The following is a 15,568-nucleotide window of genomic DNA, read 5'->3' as shown; positions in this document are numbered from 1 at the left end:
AGCAAGAAAAAGCGGAGCAAGAGCGCCTAGCCAGACTGCAAGCTGAGCAGGAAAAAGCGAAGCAAGAAAAAGCGGAGCAAGAGCGCCTAGCCAGACTGCAAGCTGATAAAGAACTTCCCCCTGTAGAAGATGAACAAGTACAACAGGCTAAAGCAAAGGTAAAAGAGAAAAAAACAACAAAATCATCGACAGCTATCAGCAAACCAATCGATATAGAAAACAGTTATAAATCCATGCAATTAATGGCTGAAAATAGCTATAAACTTATCGATATGCAACAGGGTCAATTGCGTTATTTAGCTTCCGCCAACTGTTCTGTCGGTACTGAAAAAGCATGTCTTAGTGGCTTCACACACTATCAAAATATTGATAAAGCCAACGCTATACAAACGGGCATTAGTGGAGCTTATCGTTTTGATATCAATCAGACACCATTAGTGGTTGGTCTTGCTATTGATAGCGATAGCTACTCTTCTTTACCCACAGGCTATGAATATCGAGGATACCCTTTACCGTTAATTGGTTTTAGCGTTGATTTAATCCCGTCACTAAACCCAACCTCGAATGGCAATGCATTACATCTTTCATTAAAAGGGGCATATGTAAACCGCAAAGTCACGATTAAAAGACCAATATTAGATAATATCGAAGCGGGTAAAGGCCAAGCAAGAATCTCCGGTTATTATATTGATTTACAAGGATATTATCCTTACACACTCAATAACCTTATCACTGTAACGCCTTTTGCAGGACTTACTTTTAATCAAACATCACGCTCTGCTTATAGCGAAACACAAGGGACTAAACTTGCAGTCCATTATCAAGAACTTAATGCACATTCATTGCTTGCAAAAATAGGATTAGGAATAGAGTATACAGTCAATGCCAAACTCAAACTGGACAGCAAAGCGGGTTTATTATGGCATTTATCACATCACCAAGGTGACTTCCAAAGTCATATTGATTATCTAGGTCAGCAAAAAATTAACTATAACGACAACAAAAAACAGTTAGCACAGCGTCCATTTGCTAGTGTAGGGCTAACTTACCAACTAGATAAACAGTCATCTGTTAATACGACAACAAATTGGCAAATGACCCCTTATCGTAATCAAGATATTCATATGGGTATTGGTTATACATATCGTTTTTAATTCCTTATTATTATTATAATTAGTAGTAATAGTTTGCTTCCTATATTTCAAAATACAGGAAGCTTTTTTTTATTAAAATCGCTCTAGTATCCTTTTTACTATCAACATATTTTTTCCTTATCTACCCACCATATTCTGGTAGATACTTTTTCTAGTAAGGCTTTATTGTGACTAAAGATAATTAAACTTAAAGGACGTTTTTGACTTTCATCGATTAATACTTGCCAAATTTTGGCTTGGATCTGTGCATCTAATTGTGCAGTCACTTCATCTGCAATTAATAATTGTGTTCGAGGATCAAGTGCTCGTAGTAATGCAATACGTGCCAATTCTCCTCCTGATAACTCATTAGGCCTACGGGTTAACCACTCTGGCTCTATCATCAATTTTTCAAGCCACAGGCTATCAGGCACCCATGCATCACGTACACTCTCTCCGGTTGTTCTAAATGGATTAAAACATTTATCAGGATGTTGCGGAACCAATTGAATGGGACAATAACCTTTCTTAGGCAGAGGTTGCTGATTAAAAAGAATTTGCCCACTAGTCGGCATTTGCCATTGTGCTAATACACGACCTAACGTTGTTTTTCCTCTACCACTTGGCGCAGAAATGCCTAAGCGCTCTCCCGCCTCTAATGAAAAAGAGAGATCATGCCATAACATCTTACCGGCTTGTTGCACAGAGAGTTGTTGTAGCGCTAAAAGTGGCATAAAAATAACCTCAAAAATAGGGTTCTCTAAGAGAAAAAGGTATATAAAGAAGATAATCTATCACTGCTCAATATGGGTATGGGTTGCAAGCCCCCTCTTGTAGATCTAAAAACTGCTGTTCAGGCAGTGCATTCCACAATGTTTTTAGCCACTCACTCCCACCATGATGATAAAGCGCTTTAGCAGCGACTATCTCATTTAGCTCCCCTTGCCTCAACACAGCAATGGTATCGGCATAACGAGCAGCCAAAGCTAAATCATGGGTGACCCATAGGACTGATTTACCTTGATGACATAACTCTTTTAAATGCTCTAGCAATAAACAAGCGTGTTCATCATCAAGCCATGATGTTATCTCATCAGCCAGTATATATTGTGCATTAGATAATGTTGCATTGCAGGCGAGTACTCGTTTAGCCATTCCCCCCGATAATTTTGCGGGGTAAGTTTTCACTAACGAGCTAGAGAGGTGATATAAACCAAATTGGTGTTTAATATCTTCATAGGTGATATCAGCACCACTTAACCGCGCTGAACGGCCCAGTTGTTCACCAATGCTAATTAACGGATTAAGCGCTGTTACACCTTGAGGAATATAGCAAAAAGTATTACCACGATAAGCAATAAGCTCTCGCTCGGTTAACGGATGCCCATTAAGTTTAATTGTGCCTCGGGTTCGCATATTAGCAGGTAGTAGTCCCAATGCACTTTGCAGGAGTAAACTTTTACCTTCACCGCTGCCCCCCACTAAAGCCAGCATTTTGCCAGGTTTAATATCAAGAGAAATAGATTTTAATAAAGGCTGCCAAGTGCGCTTTCCTAACCAACGAAACTGCGCAATATCAATGGAAAGCTGTTCAAAACTTAACATCCTGCCCCTCTTAACCATAGTTGCTGCATGGCTTTAGCAAATTGATCAAATATCAATACCAAGCACATTAAAATTAATCCGGGAAAAAACACCATCCACCAAGCACCGGTACTTAAATAACGTAAGGCATCCGCTAATAGCAATCCAAGAGAAGGCTCATGCGCTGCTTGCCCAAAACCTAAAAAGCTCAACGCAGCACTATGCAATACCGCATGTGGAAACATAAGCAACGTTCCTACAATCCATTGCGGTAATAACATTGGGATATAGTGTTTTTTCACACACTCAAAAGGTGTATTGCCAATACGGCGAGATAGCATCACATAATCTGCTTCACGAATACGTTGAATTTCACCACGTAAAATTAGGGCTAATTTGGGCCAATGGGTTAATGCAACAGCCCAGATAACACCTTGCTGTCCCCCACCTAAAGTAAAACAGATCAAGATCAACAACAGTAAATGAGGTAATGCTAACAAGGCATCAACCACCCCTCTGACCAATAAATCACAATGGCGATTAATGGAGGAGATCCCAGCAAATATCAAAGCAATAGCACCACTGACAACGGCACTAGTGACACCGATATTTAAGCTACTTAACATACCTTGAAAACAGCGTAACCACAGTGAACGGCCTAAATTATCCGTGCCAAACCAGTACTGAGTAGATGGCGCTTGGTTTCTAGCTAAAAAATCCATCACAATATCAGTATGAGAAACAGATAAGCCATAAATAACCAGCCCCACTAATACGATTGAGACAAATAGCAGTCTAAATAAAGGCTTATTGGGATCGTAAATCATAAGTCGCGCAAAATTCCTTTATTAATTCGTCGTAACAAGTAGTTAGAGATACTGTTTCCAAAGAAAATGAGAATTGTGCTAAATACAACAATCCCCATTAATAGGGGGATATCCCCACGCAATCCGGCATCTACTGTCGCTTGCCCTAATCCCGGATAAGCAAAAACCTTCTCCGCCAATAATGAACCACCTAACAATTCACCAATTGATGCAAACTGTAAGCAAAGTGCGGGAGTAATGGCATGACGTAGAACATGAAAAAGCATCATAGCCCAACCTTTATCACCTTGGGCTTTAGCAAAATGAATAAATTCACTGCCCATCACTTCAGCAACTTTTGCGCGAGTATGCAGTGCGATATTACCTGTACCTAATAATCCTAACGCTATCATAGGTAAAATAAGATGCGAAAAACGTTGGCCCAATGTGGCTGCTTCAGCACTACTGCCCATCGGCCATGCACAGCAAATGGGTGCCCAGTGTAACGTTACCGAAAACAGCGATAACAACAGCAATCCAACCCAAAAAGTCGGTAATGAGGCCAGCAAATAAGAGAGGGTTGAGATGATCCTATCAGGCCAACGATTAAGATATCGTCCTGCCACTAACCCCATTAACACCCCTATTACACCTGAAAATAGCCACGCAGAAAAAAGCAGGATAAACGAAGGCCCTGCCCGTTGGCGAATAACATCAATAACCGGCATGTTATAGAGCATGGAATAACCAAAATCACCTTGGATTATCTGGCTAAACCAGAGCCAAAAACGCATCCATAGTGGCTGATCCATCCCCCAGCGAGCCGCTATCAGCGGATACTGCTCAGGCGGAACGTTTAGCAAATCACTACCGATATAGGCCTTGATCGGATCAATCGGCGAAAAACTTAATAAAATAAAAACACCTGCTGTTGTTACCAGCAGCAGGCATAATAATCGCAGGAAAAATCCTACTGTTTGACGTATTACTGACAAGTCCACTTCCAAGTATCTACGCTATTTAATAATGACCATGAACCGTGAATTTCCGGAGCGCCAGTGCCTAAATCAACACAAGGATCGGTTAAGTAAGTATGCTGAATATTCATTAACCAAGCCCAAGCAGCATCACCTTTGATACCGACGCCATTTTTACCATCCCACTCTACCGCTTGCCAATGTGGTACCGCTTGTTGCCATGTCGGTGCATCTAATGCTGCTTGTAAATGTTTTTCAACGGCAGGATTTTTATAATACCCAGGATTATAGTAACCCACACCTGCGGCATTCATACTATAGTGATGATAGAGCTCCATCGGATCAAGACTTCCCCAACCAAACAAAGTCGGGTTTGAGTGCATATAACGCTCTACGGTATCCCAGCTTCCTGACTTAAGATCCATTTGAATGCCAAGAGGTTGCACTAACGCACGAATTGATTCAGCTAAATCGCGACGAGTTGCATCACCACTGGTGTACCAGAGTGTTAATTTCGCTTCTAGACCGTCTTTTTCTCGAATGCCATTTTTATTGAGTTTCCAACCCGCATCATCAAGAATTTGTTTGGCTTTTTCAATATCACCATCTTTAAATGCGGCCTCGGTTTGATCCCAAGGTAATCCTTTTACGCCGGTATAAGCAGGAACTGCATATCCATCTAATACTTGCTCTGCCAGTAATTGGCGGTTAAGGGCATAGTTAATCGCTTTACGGATGGCGATATCTGCAGTGATATCATTACCGATATCATACCCTTGTGCATTTTTCTCACCTGATTTCACCATAGGAAAGACAATACCACGATTTTCAACACTGGCTCTTTCCCACAATTTTACATTAGGTAAATTTTTAGCAATGGCTGCGGTGGCAGGAGGAATACGAACAACCCCTAGTTGTCCACTTTGAGCGGCAGCAAAAGCGGCATCTTCATCAAGAAAAACAAAGATAAGCTTTTCGAAATCATTTTTCTTACCCGCATAATAAGGGTTTGCCTCAACGATGAGTTGCTGACCCGGTTGAAAACTGACCATACGATAAGGACCGGCACCAATCGGCTTTTGTGCATAGGTTTTTTCATCATATTTATCAGCTGAAACAATGCCTAGCGAGCCTAATACATTAACAAAAGTACTTTGAGGCGCTTTTAAAGCAATAGTGACATGTAAATCATCATCTGCCGTTGCAGAAAGAAAGTTTCCCATATCCACTTTACCGCCACTTGCCGCAGCATTGTTATAGGTAAAGGCAACATCTTTTGCGGTTAAAGGGGAACCATCAGAAAATTTCAAATCTGGTTTTAACGTCAGCTTCCATGTTGTGCCCTCTGCACTAGGCTGATAATCACTGAGCATATTGCTATACCAACTCAGATCCGCATTTTGCTTTAATAATGGGCTGTGTAGCAGTAAGTAGCTACCATGGCTCCACCCTAACATGGGATCAAAACCTTCTGTCGGCTCTTCACCAATGGCTAGTTTTAAGGTTTGTGCTGAAGTAGTAACAGGAACGCTAAGTGCGGCTAAGCAGGATAAAGCAATAAACGATTTTCGCCAACTAAACCGAATAGACATAAATATTCTCCGATTTTTTAGATACGACTTATCATCAGTCTCAATCTGTTTGAAAGAGACAGAAAAGAAATAAGTTAACTGTTGTTATTATGATGTTCTGCACATTGATGCAGACAAAAGGATTAATTGCTTGGCATCATAAAAGCTTTTCTTGAATTACTCGAATAATATCCAACATTTTATTGATTTTACATAAACTTTCATCAAGCAATAGCGTTCAATATGACAAAATTTTAAATAGAGCACAGTTTTTTTCTAATAAATCAGTTATATAGGTTATGCTCATTCTTAATCATGAGCATATAACAAAATAAATTGCTATTTTTACGAAATAACCTAATTTTACGATAAGTATATTAATGAAAAAATAAAGGGTGCAAATTATTACACCCCTTTATATTTATTCTGCTAATATTTTTTTCAGTCGAAAATAACGCCGACCTAAACGCCATTTTAATCTAAAATCTTTCGCATTTTTCCAAATTAATGCCCAAATTCCCCGCTCAAAAAATACCTTAACTATCTGTTTTTTGGTTTCTGGTGAACTAATCGCATCAATAGAATGAATAATACCTAAACCTTCTTTGGCTATTTGCCAATAACAAGCATTGATCGTTTTTGCTATCTCAGCATGGCGTTGATTAATAGCATCCAGCATCTCAAGTATTTTCATATAATTATAAATTGTTCTTACATGAATACGATCATCGGGTGTCGTATGCGACACGGAGCCAGAATGAATAAAATAGTCGTAATAACGCTCATCGATATATTTTACCCGTTTCGCCGTTAATAACACTTCTGTCGTCCAAGGAATATCTTGGTGATGCAAACCCGGCTCAAAGTAATAACCATGCTCCAATAAAAACTGACGTCGATAAATATTTAGCCATGTAACATGTAAGAACTTTTTCGATTCAAGAGCACGTTCAAGCCATTGAGGCCCGGTTAATACCTCTGTGGTTGTTAAACGCGTTGAAGGAAAGATAGGGCGTGTTGGTCGGTTTTTATCATCATAAACATAATTCCCATTACAGGTTGCCACATCCAAATTATCGGCTTGGGCAATTTCAAGTAATCGGGGATACATGCGTTTATCTATCACATCATCAATATCAGGAAAAGCAACGTATTCCCCCTTTGCAACAGCAAATCCTGTATTACGCGCAACGGAAACACCTTGGTTTTCTTGTGTTAAAATAGTGACATTGGGAAAGTGTTTTTCCCATTTATCTAAGATCTGACGAGAGTTATCAGTAGAGCCATCATCAACTAAAATAAGTTCCCAGTTTTCCAGTTGTTGTGCATGTAAACAATTAAAAAACTGTGGTAAAAATTTTTCACCATTAAAAACCGCCACCACAATACTTAATTGGGGAAAAGAAGAGGACATACCGAACCTTTTATTTTTTTAATAAGACAGAAATATTTTGTCGTGAACATTTTTGCTTAAGGGCATTAAGGGTAGCAAAGATAGTTAGCTTAATATGAAGCTAATCTTGCTATGTTACACTTAACATTAATCAAAAAGTGCGCTTTTTGAGCCAATTAGGCCTCTAAAATTCACTAGTTAGGCTAAGTATAAGTAATTTTGTCTTGATACTGATGAAGAAAGGGTTAAGGATGTGCGTTTTTTAAAAAAGATAGGCTCAAGATGACTGTTTATCCATGAGTGATATAAGTTACAAAACTGTCTTTTTTTGGCGGTTGTGACACTTATATCACTCATTAATATAAAACATCCGCAGAACGGATGTTTTTTACTTATGGATACTTATTTATACTTTATGTTTTTTATACTTTAATTTTTCTATTCTTCGATATCGTCTTCATCACAGACTTCAAGCTCAGGAAAGTAATCAACTCGCCAAGACTTAATGCCTTGATAAACTTTATCAACAGCGTTTCTTACCGCTTCGGTCATTGGGTAATAGAATCCCACCAGATCGGGCTGGATCCCCAAGAAAGTAATATCGGGGATATCGTCCTTTAATTGATCTATCAGAAAATTTAACGGCATGTTATGGGTGCTCATAATAAACATTTCTGCAATATAATCAGGATCTATTACCCTTATTTCACCAGGTTTTAAACCAATATCAGCCGCATCAACAATGACAACACATTGCGGTTGTAATGCTCTTATTTGATAAGAAACATTCTCTGGCGCACTTCCCCCATTGATAACCATCCAACCATCAATCGGGTTTGCTTCCATTAAGTCCGCTAATAGAGGACCGGCTCCATCATCCCCCATCATGCTATTTCCTACCGTTAATACGACCTTAGGTGCTGTCATTGTTTCACTCATGGTTTTCTCTTTACTATCAAATAAATCGCTGGCTCTATAACAATTTCACCTAATAAATTAATCAGCGTTTGGCTCCACTCACTAAAAAGTGGATCATCACTTTTGGCAATAGGATCGAAAGCTAAAGCTAACATGTGAGTATGTTCAGAATTGATATTGATCTCACCGAAAGTTAGCAATCCTTGCATTTTTCGTTTTGCTTCCCCCTCAGGTAATAAATCAATCCATGCTTGATATTTTTCTAAAGGACAAACCAACTCTGTTTTTAAGCAGTCAATCATGCCGACGTGATGACCAATCGCCAACGAGTAGTACATCACTTGTTGCGCCTGCTCAGGTATATCATCATCGCTATCAACAAACTTTTGTCTTAATGACCAAAAGTAAACTTTAGCGTCATCAGACATGAACGCCTCCTTGGTTTAATGAATGCACCAGTCGTTTTACAATTTCCGCTAAACGAGGATCATTCGCTTGGCGTAACCATTCATCAACACGCCCACTGACTTCTTGTACTGTGGCACCATCAAGTAAAGTGAGGAAATGATCACTAATTTGTCGCCCTTGATAATAACCAGCAAGACGACGAGCTTCACGCTCTATCATTACGCGAGTATCAAGAGGGATCGACGGCAGTAACAGTGACGCTTGCTCATTATCCACTTCAGTGTGATTTTGACCTTTTAGTTTTTGATCTAATAAGCCTAATGCCACAGCAAAACCATAAATAGTTGCTGCAGGTGTCGGAGGACAACCAGGTATCCACACATCAATAGGAACGATGGTTTCACTCCCACCCCATACACAATAGAGATCGTGGAATATCCCACCACCACAACCACAAGCCCCATAAGAGATACAAATTTTGGGATCTGGTGCTGATTCATAAGCACGTAATGCCGGTACACGCATTTGGCGTGTTACGGCACCAGTAAATAACAAAATATCAGCATGGCGAGGTGAAGCAACCACCTTGATACCAAATCGCTCGGCATCAAAAACAGGTGTAATTGCAGAGAAAATTTCAATCTCACAACCATTACAACCACCACAGTCAACACGATAAACATACGCGGAACGTTGAATATCTTTCAATAACGTTTTTTTCAGCTTTTTCACCTGATCACTTAATGTGATAGGTTGGCTGACATGATGATTGATGGGAATTTCTGGTAGACTCATTTTTTCACACTCCCGACATTGCCCATACTAATATTTTCTTGACCATCAGAGAGTAGGTTATGTTTACGTTTACATTCTGGGCAAGTTTCAAATTGTGGACGCATTGCCTCAACAGTTTGTGCATCCCAACCCGATTGCACCAGCAGTGCCATAGCGTAATCAACAGATTTTCTAGGTGTAAAGGGTTGATGACACTCACGGCAGCTTAATAATTTAAATGTACCTTTAATATAAAGATCTGATTTTTGTGTGACTGCCGTTTCAAACATATCTGATAATACAATTGCCCGAGTTGGGCAGACTTCTTCACAGCGGCCGCAATAAATACAACGACCAATAAATAACTGCCAGTGACGTTCACCCGTTTCGAGGTTGGTTTCCATGGTCAGTGCATTCGCAGGACATGCAGAAGTACAAGCCCCACAAACAATACATTGCTCAGGTGAGTACTCAGGTTTTCCTCTAAAACCATCAGGGAGTTCTAATGGTTTAAAAGGATATTTTGTTGTTGCATCGCCTGTTTTGATAATGGTTTTAAACAATTTTAACATCGTTCAGTCCCTCACTTGAGCGGCGAATTTTTACGTTCGATGCTATAACGTTCAATTTCTTTATAAGAAACTGTTTTCGATTTACGTTTTTTCACATCGACAAGCGTTACCCTGTCAGTACAGGAGTAACAAGGATCGAGGCTACCGATAATTAATGGTGCATCAGAAACCGTATTTCCTTGTAACATATAACGCAATACTGGCCAGTTAGCGTAAGTGGCCGCACGACAACGCCAACGGAATAATTTTTGATTATCACCCAACATACTCCAGTGAATATCTTCACCTCGTGGAGCTTCGGTAAAACCAAGTGCAAATTTATAAGGTTGGTAGGTAAAGCCTTCAGTTAATAACGGTCCTTCTGGCAGATTATCTAAGGCATATTCAATCATTGCCATAGAATCAAGCACTTCCTTAATACGCACCATCACACGTGAGAAAACATCCCCACCTTCATAACTAAATAGGGTTAATGGTAAGTTGCCATAATCTGCAAATGGGTGATCAAAGCGTACATCACGTTTAAAACCACTGGCTCTGATCATCGGGCCTACCGGACTGAAATCACGCGCGACTTTCTTATCTAAAATCCCGACCCCAACGGTACGCTGTTCCATATTTGGCGCAGAAAGTAAGATGTCGACTAATTCAGTGACTTCTTTGCGCATTTCTCTGACTAATTGGATAGTTTTAATACGTTGATCTTTTAAAATATCGCGGCGAATACCACCAATTAAGTTTAAGCCGTAGGTTTTACGTGCTCCCGTCAGCATTTCAGCAATCTGCATGGATTTTTCACGAATACGGAAAAATTGCATGAAACCGGTATCAAATCCGGTAAAGTGACTTGCTAAACCGATATTTAATAAATGACTATGTAGACGTTCAACTTCTAATAAAATAGAACGGATAGTATGAGCACGACGAGGCACTTCAATACCTAACGCATTTTCAACAGAAGTGGTATATGCCACGCTATGTGTAAAGCCACAAATCCCACAGACACGGTCTGATAGGAAAGTCACTTCATTATAGCCCATACGGGTTTCTGCCAATTTTTCCATACCACGGTGTACATAGAACATGCGATAGTCAGCATCAACAATATTTTCACCGTCAACAAATAAACGGAAATGTCCCGGTTCATCAGACGTAATATGCATAGGGCCGATAGGAACGACACGCGCATCTTGTTTGCCTTCGTTCACAAACGGATAAGTTTCTGTTTCTGTGGTTGGCGTTGGACGTTGGCGATAATCCATGGCATCTTTACGTAACGGATACATATCTTCAGGCCAATCATCTGGAAGCACTAAACGACGCTCATCCGGTAATCCCACAGGAATAAGACCATACATATCACGAATTTCACGCTCTCCCCATACTGCTGCAGGAACTCGCGGGGTAACAGAAGGAAATTCAAGTGTAATAGGACTAACGTGTGCTTTAACGACTATCCAGCACTTTTCACCCTCTTCCATCGATAAGGCGTAATAGACGGCATAATCACCATTTAAACTACGTTCATCGTTACCAAATAAAACAGGTAACCAGCCTCCTAAACCGTAATATAGATACTCCACCACTTCAGGCAGTGATCCCGTTTTAACTGTTATCGTCAATTGATCAGCGGTTTGTCGCTCTTCATCAAGAATAGCTGATGGGAATTTTTCTCGAACTTTAGCAACATAACCCGCACCGAGTTCGTTTCCCTCTTTTCTACTGACATAATTTTGATAGCTCACGTTACTTCTCCTGAACCGATATTGATGGATTGCTGATTAACGTTGTTGGCCATGTATAATTTGGTGATCCACTCTCATCGATATTCATCACGATATTGGCTGCGTTCTCCAATAACTCACTGACTGGCTTAGGAATATGTGTTCCCATTAACAACATAAGCGCAATCAAAATGATCATCGGTAGTGTGGTTAACAGACCTAATTCACCTTTGGCAACCACATCCGGTTTTGGACCAAATACCGTTTTAGCTACCATACGAACTAATCCACCTAATACTACGGTTAATAACAATAATAATAGAATTGTTAATCCCATATGCTTAGCTGCTAAGCCTGCAACAACAATCATAAATTCACTGATAAAGACATTAAATGGTGGCATGCCCCCTAATGCCAAAGCACCGCCAGCAAATAATGCAGCACTTAATGGCATTACTTTAAACATGCCTTTCACGACATTTAGATCCCGTGTACCGTATTTCAGTAACACGTTACCAGAGCCGCAGAACAGCAATGCTTTTGCTAAGCTGTGGTTTAACGTGTGGAATAAAGCCGCCAAAATCCCAATCGGGCCACCAATACCCAGAGCCACTGCAATTAACCCCATGTTTTCCACACTGGAGTACGCTAATAAGCGTTTCATATCGCGCTGGATCAGAATAAAGAACGCGGCGATAGCAACAGAGAGGAAGCCAAAGATTAACAATAGGTTACGAGTGAATTCAGTGCCTATTGCTGCATCAATAATAATGTAGTAACGAATAATGATTAACAGCGCACAGTTTAATAACACCGCAGATAACAGCGCACTAACAGGGCTTGGCGCTTCACTGTGAGCATCTGGTAACCATGCATGCATTGGGAATAACCCGGTTTTGGTACCGAAACCGATCAAAATAAATACAAAAGCTAAATGCATCAGTGTTGGATCTAACTGATGTGTATATTTCAACACTTCTGTCCAGAAGATGGCCTGATCAGGATCAGGCATAAAGCTTGCTGCATTGGCATAAACTAAAATTGTGCCAAAAAGACCAAATGCGACACCGACACTACAGATAATAATGTACTTCCATGCAGCTTCTAATGAAGAGCGTTGACCATAAATCCCTACTAAAAAAGCAGAGCTTAATGTTGTGGCTTCAATCGCGGCCCACATCAAGATCAAGTTATTACTGGTGATCGCTAATAACATGGTGAAAAGGAAGAGGTGGAAGAAACCATAGTAGTTACATAAAGTACGAACAGAAATTTCGCCCTCATCCACTTCATGATTCATATAACCAATAGAATACAGGCCGGTTAAAAAACCAATGATGCCTAAAATGGCTAGAAATAGTGCCCCTAAACTATCAACATGAACCCATTTCGCTGCCGCCAGTATTTCGCCATGGGACATCACATCAGCAACAGTGCCTAACGCGGCAATGACTAAGACAAAAATACCTATAGTATGAATGCCTGTAACGATAGGACGTGCCGCTGCTTTCAATAATGGGCTTAAAAATGCCAATATCGAAAATACCAGCGGTGCAAACATTAAGATTGTTAACATGGTTGTTTGATTCATCTCCTCACCCCTTCAGCGCGGTCAGTTGATCCACGTTCAGTGTGTTGAGCGTGCGGTAAATCTTACGCGCCAATACTGCCATGACAATCACAGCAAAAATGGCATCCGTTGCTATACCAATTTCTACCAACTCTGGTGCCCTCCACGCTAATAAAGCGAGTGTTAAGTGAGAGCCGTTTTCCATTAAGCAGTAACCAAATGCTTGTTTTAGAATATTTCGTTGAGTCACAATACACAGTAGACCTAGCATAAAATGGCCTAAAGAGACCGCTAATGCGGGTTTCAATTCCGCCACCATAGGTATTTGAATTGGCTCAACCACAAACCAACATAAAATCACAATCACGGCGGCTAATAACATCAATAATGCTGGTTTAATGACACTGATATTGGCGCTCGGATCGGATAATTTGCGGAAGGCAAATCCTAAGATAAGTGGAACGAGTAGAACTTTGGTAAAGAAGGCGGTTATCGCCCAAAGTGTCAGTTGATGTGCATCTAGCGTATTTGCTAAAGTGACAAAAATCATCACCAAAACAAAGGATTGCAGAGCATAAAACCAACAGGAAGCAATAGGCTTTCTTGCGCCTATCACCAGTAGCGAGGTGATCATCATTAACCCCGCTAAATTATTAACAATAAGTGCTCCAGTCATGATTTATCCCCTTATCCTAGCCAAGTCACAGCAATAACACTGGATGCGAAAGACATAATAATCAGTATTCCAATCACAATTTGCATTGCCATAGGAACCGGTTGTCCTTGCGCAACTTCTTTACTTGGTTCTCCTGGCACCACACGGCCAAACCAGTAGATAAACCAAGTGAAACTTGCAACAGATTCAATCAGTACCAGAACCATAATAGGTGTCATTACCCAGAACACACTCGATAATTCAAAGCCTGCTGCAAAGATAGGGAATTTACTAAAGAAACCATTGAGTGGTGGTACACCTGCAATCGCTAACGCAGCAACACAAAAGCCCACACCCAGCAATGGATATTTATTAATTAACCCTTTTAAGCGCGGTAACATACGAGTACCACAGCTATAACTCAGAGCACCTGCGACTAAGAAGAACAAACTTTTAGCAAAAGCGTGGTTAAAGATATAAGCCACACCACCATTAAAGGCTTCACGAGGTCCAAAGATTGAGATAGATAACGCGAGGAAGATATAAGAAAGCTGTGTAATGGTTGACCATGCTAACAGACGTTTCATATCTTTTTGTGGCAGATACATCATAAAGCCATAAATCAGAGTGATAACCGCCATGGCGATCCCCACCCAACCAATGATATGAGGGACATCACCGGCTGAAATAATGGCACGAGCAAAGATATACACACCCACTTTAACCATTGACGCAGCGTGTAAGTAAGCACTTACAGGTGTTGGTGCTTCCATTGCATCAGGTAACCAAGCTTGTAAAGGAAGCTGTGCTGATTTACCCCAAGCAGCAAACAGAATACCGCCAAAGACAATCAGTTTTGTTGGCTCATCTAATGTTGCTATCGCAGTTAGTTCAAACGAACCCGTACTTACAAACAAGGTTGCAGCTGCAAGATACAGACCGATTGACGCAACATGAGTAATTAACAATGCCTTCATTGCCGAACGCAATGACTTCTCTGATTGGTAATAACCAATTAATGCCCAAGAACAACCACCGGTAATTTCAAAAAACAGCAGTTGCCCTAAAATGGTAGATGACAGTACTAAACCTGCCATAGCACCAATAAAGATCAACAGGAAAGCATAATAACGACGAGTCCCATCATGAGGATGCTCACGGTTACCGTTAGTGAGATAACCCGTTGAATAAAAACTGACGAGTAATCCTAAGAACACAACGGCAAAAGCAATTAAGGTACTGACGCGATCAATGGTAAAACCAAATAGCGCAACATCACCATATTGTACTAGCGTAATTGTGGTATCGACTTTACCTTCAGCGAGGAACTGCCAACCTAAAACAACAGTACCTAATGTGGCTAATAAAGCGAACAGTGTACATAACCACTTCGCCATCCGATTTGGCAGTATGGACGTAATTAACGCCCCTGCAAATGGGATGAGTAAGGTCGCAAGAGCTATATTTTCCATTGCAATCATCG

15 protein-coding genes are annotated in these 15,568 nt (G+C 40.5%); 1 reads left to right on the top strand and 14 read right to left on the bottom strand.

The genetic code is table 11. The features are described 5' to 3' along the window. Positions 1 to 1,154 (top strand): autotransporter outer membrane beta-barrel domain-containing protein (locus tag AACU98_RS09320; RefSeq protein ID WP_237612249.1); only part of this gene is annotated, 1,154 nt, incomplete at its 5' end. 101 nt (positions 1,155 to 1,255) lie between these two features. Here the strand turns inward: AACU98_RS09320 and AACU98_RS09315 are convergent. The 14 genes from AACU98_RS09315 to AACU98_RS09250 all read right to left on the bottom strand — a co-directional run bounded on the left by AACU98_RS09315 (position 1,256) and on the right by AACU98_RS09250 (position 15,566). Further along, complete coding sequence (locus AACU98_RS09315) at positions 1,256 to 1,867, bottom strand: ATP-binding cassette domain-containing protein (protein WP_004245677.1); 612 nt, start codon at positions 1,865 to 1,867, stop codon at positions 1,256 to 1,258. Positions 1,868 to 1,934: 67 nt separating this feature from the next. After that, the gene (locus AACU98_RS09310; RefSeq protein WP_004245678.1) at positions 1,935 to 2,738 is read right to left on the bottom strand and encodes an ATP-binding cassette domain-containing protein; all 804 of its coding nucleotides are present in this window, start codon (positions 2,736 to 2,738) and stop codon (positions 1,935 to 1,937) included. Then, on the bottom strand, positions 2,732 to 3,544 hold the full coding sequence (locus AACU98_RS09305; RefSeq protein WP_004245680.1) for an ABC transporter permease: 813 nt from the start codon (positions 3,542 to 3,544) through the stop codon (positions 2,732 to 2,734). The genes AACU98_RS09310 and AACU98_RS09305 overlap by 7 nt, the downstream gene beginning before the upstream one ends. After that, positions 3,541 to 4,524 (bottom strand): ABC transporter permease, encoded by a 984-nt coding sequence (locus AACU98_RS09300; protein WP_004245681.1) that lies wholly within the window; start codon positions 4,522 to 4,524, stop codon positions 3,541 to 3,543. Before AACU98_RS09300 ends, AACU98_RS09305 begins: the two co-directional genes overlap by 4 nt. Continuing rightward, positions 4,509 to 6,092, bottom strand: a complete 1,584-nt coding sequence (locus AACU98_RS09295) for an ABC transporter substrate-binding protein (protein ID WP_012368417.1) — start codon at positions 6,090 to 6,092, stop codon at positions 4,509 to 4,511. Before AACU98_RS09295 ends, AACU98_RS09300 begins: the two co-directional genes overlap by 16 nt. 400 nt (positions 6,093 to 6,492) lie before the next feature. Next, on the bottom strand, positions 6,493 to 7,485 hold the full coding sequence (locus AACU98_RS09290; RefSeq protein WP_012368418.1) for a glycosyltransferase: 993 nt from the start codon (positions 7,483 to 7,485) through the stop codon (positions 6,493 to 6,495). A 417-nt stretch (positions 7,486 to 7,902) separates the two neighbouring features. Beyond that, the gene (gene hycI / locus AACU98_RS09285; protein WP_004245684.1) at positions 7,903 to 8,403 is read right to left on the bottom strand and encodes a hydrogenase maturation peptidase HycI; all 501 of its coding nucleotides are present in this window, start codon (positions 8,401 to 8,403) and stop codon (positions 7,903 to 7,905) included. Further along, positions 8,400 to 8,810 carry a formate hydrogenlyase maturation HycH family protein gene (locus AACU98_RS09280; RefSeq protein ID WP_004245685.1) on the bottom strand — a complete coding sequence of 137 codons (411 nt, stop codon included), beginning with the start codon at positions 8,808 to 8,810 and terminating at the stop codon, positions 8,400 to 8,402. Before AACU98_RS09280 ends, hycI begins: the two co-directional genes overlap by 4 nt. Further along, entirely contained in the window at positions 8,803 to 9,585 is a 783-nt protein-coding gene (locus AACU98_RS09275; protein ID WP_004245686.1) for an NADH-quinone oxidoreductase subunit B family protein, read from the bottom strand. Before AACU98_RS09275 ends, AACU98_RS09280 begins: the two co-directional genes overlap by 8 nt. Next, positions 9,582 to 10,136, bottom strand: a complete 555-nt coding sequence (hyfH, locus tag AACU98_RS09270; protein WP_004245688.1) for a hydrogenase 4 subunit H — start codon at positions 10,134 to 10,136, stop codon at positions 9,582 to 9,584. Before hyfH ends, AACU98_RS09275 begins: the two co-directional genes overlap by 4 nt. Positions 10,137 to 10,147: 11 nt before the next feature. Further along, positions 10,148 to 11,881: a hydrogenase large subunit gene (locus AACU98_RS09265; RefSeq protein ID WP_004245689.1), complete on the bottom strand. Its 1,734-nt coding sequence runs from the start codon at positions 11,879 to 11,881 to the stop codon at positions 10,148 to 10,150. A gap of 1 nt (position 11,882) precedes the next feature. Continuing rightward, positions 11,883 to 13,451, bottom strand: coding sequence for a hydrogenase 4 subunit F (locus tag AACU98_RS09260; protein ID WP_004245690.1), 1,569 nt, complete (start codon positions 13,449 to 13,451; stop codon positions 11,883 to 11,885). A gap of 4 nt (positions 13,452 to 13,455) precedes the next feature. Continuing rightward, positions 13,456 to 14,106: a hydrogenase 4 membrane subunit gene (gene hyfE, locus AACU98_RS09255; RefSeq protein ID WP_004245691.1), complete on the bottom strand. Its 651-nt coding sequence runs from the start codon at positions 14,104 to 14,106 to the stop codon at positions 13,456 to 13,458. Between the two features lie 11 nt (positions 14,107 to 14,117). Further along, positions 14,118 to 15,566, bottom strand: coding sequence for a hydrogenase 4 subunit D (locus AACU98_RS09250; RefSeq protein ID WP_012368420.1), 1,449 nt, complete (start codon positions 15,564 to 15,566; stop codon positions 14,118 to 14,120). Positions 15,567 to 15,568 lie beyond the last annotated feature (2 nt).

The organism is Proteus sp. G4380 (assembly GCF_963885725.1).
GTDB classification, from domain to species: domain Bacteria; phylum Pseudomonadota; class Gammaproteobacteria; order Enterobacterales; family Enterobacteriaceae; genus Proteus; species Proteus mirabilis.
Note: the sequence above shows the minus strand (reverse complement) of the source record. Positions and strands in the feature narration are given on the sequence as shown.